This is a genomic window from Streptomyces sp. NRRL S-350, assembly GCF_000719705.1.
Classification (GTDB): Bacteria; Actinomycetota; Actinomycetes; order Streptomycetales; family Streptomycetaceae; genus Kitasatospora.
This window is the reverse complement of sequence record NZ_JOHO01000137.1, coordinates 1-3,949: the sequence shown is the minus strand read 5'-3', so window position 1 is coordinate 3,949 and position 3,949 is coordinate 1. Positions and strand designations below refer to the sequence as shown.

Annotated in this window: 1 protein-coding gene and 1 pseudogene; both read right to left on the bottom strand. The window is 71.4% G+C overall.

What is annotated here, in order from left to right; all coding sequences use genetic code 11:
- Positions 1–84: 84 nt before the first annotated feature.
- Complete coding sequence (locus tag IF30_RS0139965) at positions 85–3,438, bottom strand: nitrate- and nitrite sensing domain-containing protein (RefSeq protein WP_051712260.1); 3,354 nt, start codon at positions 3,436–3,438, stop codon at positions 85–87.
- A 396-nt stretch (positions 3,439–3,834) separates the two neighbouring features.
- A pseudogene (locus IF30_RS0139960) lies at positions 3,835–3,949 on the bottom strand (ATP-binding protein); the annotation flags it as partial.

The window sequence follows — 3,949 nt, the reverse complement described above, 5'->3', positions numbered from 1 at the left end:
GTGTGGGACACCCCGGGGGTGTTGTCCACGAAATTGGTGATCAGCCAGTTCAGGTTCTGTGCGGCCTGGCTCATCTGAGTCAACTCAACGCTCCTGGTGGTTCGAGCCGCCGAAGAGATCGGTGCGGCGGTTCTGTCCGTTGCCGGACTGGTCTGCCTGATCGGGGTCGATCCGGAAGCTTCCGGTGTTACCGGCACTGCGGCCCTGCTCCACACCGCGGCGCAGGTTGGTGAGGCGGCCACGGACCTCCTCGGGGCTGCGGGAGACCTGCGGCCCCTCCTGCGTCGTGGGCTTGGCGTTGCCGGGCACCAGGTTCTGCTTGGGCACGCGCCGCGGCAGACCGGACTGGGTGGTCCCGGCGGAGGAGGGCTCGCGCAGCTGCTCGGCCCGCTGCCAGTCGCCGTCGTTCGGCGACTGCCAGGCGGTGCTGGCGGTCGGGCCGGTCGGGCCGTATCCGCCGAGCGAGGACACGTCGTGGCCGCGCTGTTCCTGGGACGCCGAGGTGTCCTTGGCGCCCGCGAACCAGTTCGGGCTCTCGCCGCTCGGCGCCGCGCCGGCGGGCGCGCTGCCGGGGCCGCCGCTCGCCAGCTGCTCGCCGGGGCGGCGCTGCGGCAGCCCGGACGGCAGGGTGGCGGGCTGCTCGCCGGCGGCGGGCAGCGCGGGCGGCTCGGGGGCGTACGGGTGACCGGCCGGGGCCTCCTCGGCCTGGCGGCCGTACTGGTCGGCGTAGTCGTCCTGCTGGTAGCCGCCCTGCTGGTAGCCGTACTGGTCGTCGGCGTAGCCCTGCTGGTCGTAGCCCTGCTGCTGCGGGTACTGCCCGTAGCCGCCGTCCTGGGCGTACCCGTCCTGCTGGTAGCCCTGCTGGTCGTAGCCGTACTGGTCGTCGGCGTAGCCCTGCTGGTCGTAGCCCTGCTGGTCGAAGCCCTGCGGGGCGTACTGGTCGTAGCCCTGCTGGTAGTCCTCCTCGACCTCGGCGTCCACCACCGGCGCCTGCGGGGCGCTCTCCAGGGCCGCGCGGCGGACCTGGTCGAGGCGCTGCGAGCGCTGGACCGCCTCCAGCGCCGGGCTGAAGCCGGAGGACCCGGCGTTGCCGATGCCGGTGAGGTGGTCGTCGAAGCCGAGCTCGGCGGCGCTGGGGGCGTGGCCCTCGGGGGCCCACGCGGCGGTCGGCTCCTGGTCGGCGAAGATCCGGGAGACGGTGAACTGCTCCTCCGGCTCCGGCGCGGCGCCGCCCTGGGTGACGAACGGCGGGAGCATGACCAGCGACGTGGTGCCGGCCGACTCGCCGGACGGGCGGAGCTGGACGCGGACGTCGTGCCGCTGGGAGAGCCGGCCGACCACGAACAGGCCCATGCGGCGGGAGATGGTGGCGTCGACCGTGGGCGGCTCGGCCAGCTTCTCGTTGATCTCGGCGAAGTCCTCGGCGGTGAGGCCGATGCCCTTGTCGTGGATCTCGACCAGCACCCGGCCGTCCGGCAGGCGGGTCGCGTTGACCAGCACCCGGGTCTGCGGGCTGGAGAACGAGGTGGCGTTCTCCAGCAGCTCGGCGAGCAGGTGGACGAGGTCGGTCACGGCGGCGCCGACGACCTCGACCTCCGGGATGCCGGACAGCTCGACGCGCTCGTACTGCTCCACCTCGGAGGCGGCGGCGCGGAGCACGTCGACCAGCGGGACGGGGGTGTTCCAGCGGCGGCCGGCCTCCTCGCCCGCGAGGACGAGGAGGTTCTCGCCGTTGCGGCGCATGCGGGTCGCGAGGTGGTCCAGCTTGAAGAGGTTCTCCAGCTGGTCCGGGTCGGCCTCGTTGTTCTCCAGGTCGGTGATCAGCGCCAGCTGGCGCTGGATCAGGCTCTGGCTGCGGCGCGACAGGTTGGTGAAGATCGCGTTGACGTTCCCTCGGAGCAGGGCCTGCTCGGCGGCGAGCGCCACCGCCTGCTGGTGGACCTGGTCGAACGCCCGGGCGACCTCGCCGATCTCGTCCTTGCCGTGCAGCGGGATCGGCGTCACCGAGGTGTCGACCCGGTCGGGGTCGGTCTTGGAGAGCTTCTCGACGAGGTCCGGCAGGCGGTGGTCGGCGATCTCCAGGGCGGCGCTGCGCAGGGTGCGCATGCCGAGGATCATCGAGCGGGCGACGTAGCCGGTGAGCAGGCCGGCCAGGATGAGCGCGGCGACGACGATGACCGTGTTGAGGATGGCGTCGTAGAGCGCGTTGTCCTTGAGGCTGCGGGAGTCGTTGAGGACGTCGTCCAGCAGCGCGACTTCGGTGTTCCGCAGGGCCTGGATGTGGGTGTTGGCGGCCTGGTTCCAGTTGTCCGGGGTCAGACCGGCGTTCTTCGCCTCGGCGTACGCGGCGTCGGCGGCGGCCTTGCCCTTGGTCTGCCCCTCGGCGGCGGCCTGGCTGTACGCGGCGCCGAGGGCGAGCAGGCCCTGCATGCTGGGCGCCATGCCGTTCGGCATCTTGTACGCCGAGTGCTCCTGGGCGGTGGCGAGGGCGACCTGCGCGTTCGCGTACTTCCGGGCGTCCTCGGGGGCGCTGCCGGTGTCGAACTCGGTGAGGGAGACCTGCTCCAGCTTCTCCGCGACGAGGATCTGCTGGATCATGTCGGCGTTCTCGTACCGGGTGGTGGCGTTCTGCGAGATGCCGACCAGCAGGTTCAGCATGAGGGCGCGCTGGGTCGAGGCGGAGGCCTTGGCCAGCGACATCGCGTAGATCGCGCGGCCCTTGCTGGTGGCGTTGCTGGAGCCCATGCCGACCGAGTTGTCGTAGGCCAGCAGCGGGGCGAACATCACCGAGTAGGCGCTCGCCGTCGCGCTGACGAACAGCTCGGGGCTGTACGCGTTGGCCCGCAGGTGCGGGAGGTCGACGATCAGCGCCTGGAGCGCGTCGTGACGGCGGGGCAGCTCACCGGACTTGTCGGAGGCCGCGTAGGCGGCGTTGTACGCCTTCAGCGCGGCGTCGGTGTCGGCGCGGCGCTTGGCGACCTCGTTGTTCGGGTCCTGCTTGGTGACCAGCGGTATGAGCGTCTTGTCGCGCTCGTTCTCCAGTGCCTCGGCGAGTTCGGTCGCGGCCTTGGCCAGTTCGGCGGTCTTCTCGGCGCGGGACGCCTTGATGTAGCCGTCGACCGAGGTGTTCACTCGCAGACCGCCGAAGACGAGACTGATGATCACGGGGATCAGCAGGATCGCGATCAGACGGGTCGGCACGCGCCAGTTGCGCGGTCGGAGGAAGTCGTACCGGCCGGAGCCGCCCTCACCGCCCGGTGCGGCGCCGTCGCGGGGCGCGGTGGCGCCGCTCGGGGGAGTCGGGGCCGACCCGGCCTGGGGGCGTTCCTCGGTGGGAGTGAACGCGGAGAACCCGGCCGGGCCCCCAGGGGTACTCTTCGGCTCGCTCTGGCGGGGCTCGGAGCGCCGCTGCGGGGCGGGTTGCTGCTTACGCCTCACTCGACAACTACCTCTCGGCCGACTGCCGGCCATGGATCAATCCAGCGCTACCCCCGGGCCCTGACCCGTCACCGGACGGCCGGCTGGGGAGATTCAGGGGTAGCTGGAATTTCAGCACGTGCAGGGATGGGGGACAAACAGCCGCCCGGTGGCAACCGTGCCGGAACAATCCGGACATCGGCGGACATGGCGGAGCAAAACCGTGGTCATCTGGCGCTGAGTGACGCTGATTCGCCACGCTGCGTCATTGTTGATCACGAAATGCCTACCGAACTGTTATCCGCTGCTTATACACGGGTCTTGCGCGGGGCCCCGGGAGGACACCGGCCGGTAAGCGTGACGGCCCCGGCGTCCCGTTGCAGTGACGGGCCGCCGGGGCCGACGGTTCCCGCCCGCTCAGCGGAGCCGGGCGAGCAGGGCGTGTTCGACGAGGGTGATGAGGGCGCTCTTGGCGCTGTCGCGGCGGCGGGCGTCGAGGGTGATGACGGGGGTGTCGGCGCCGAGTTGGAGG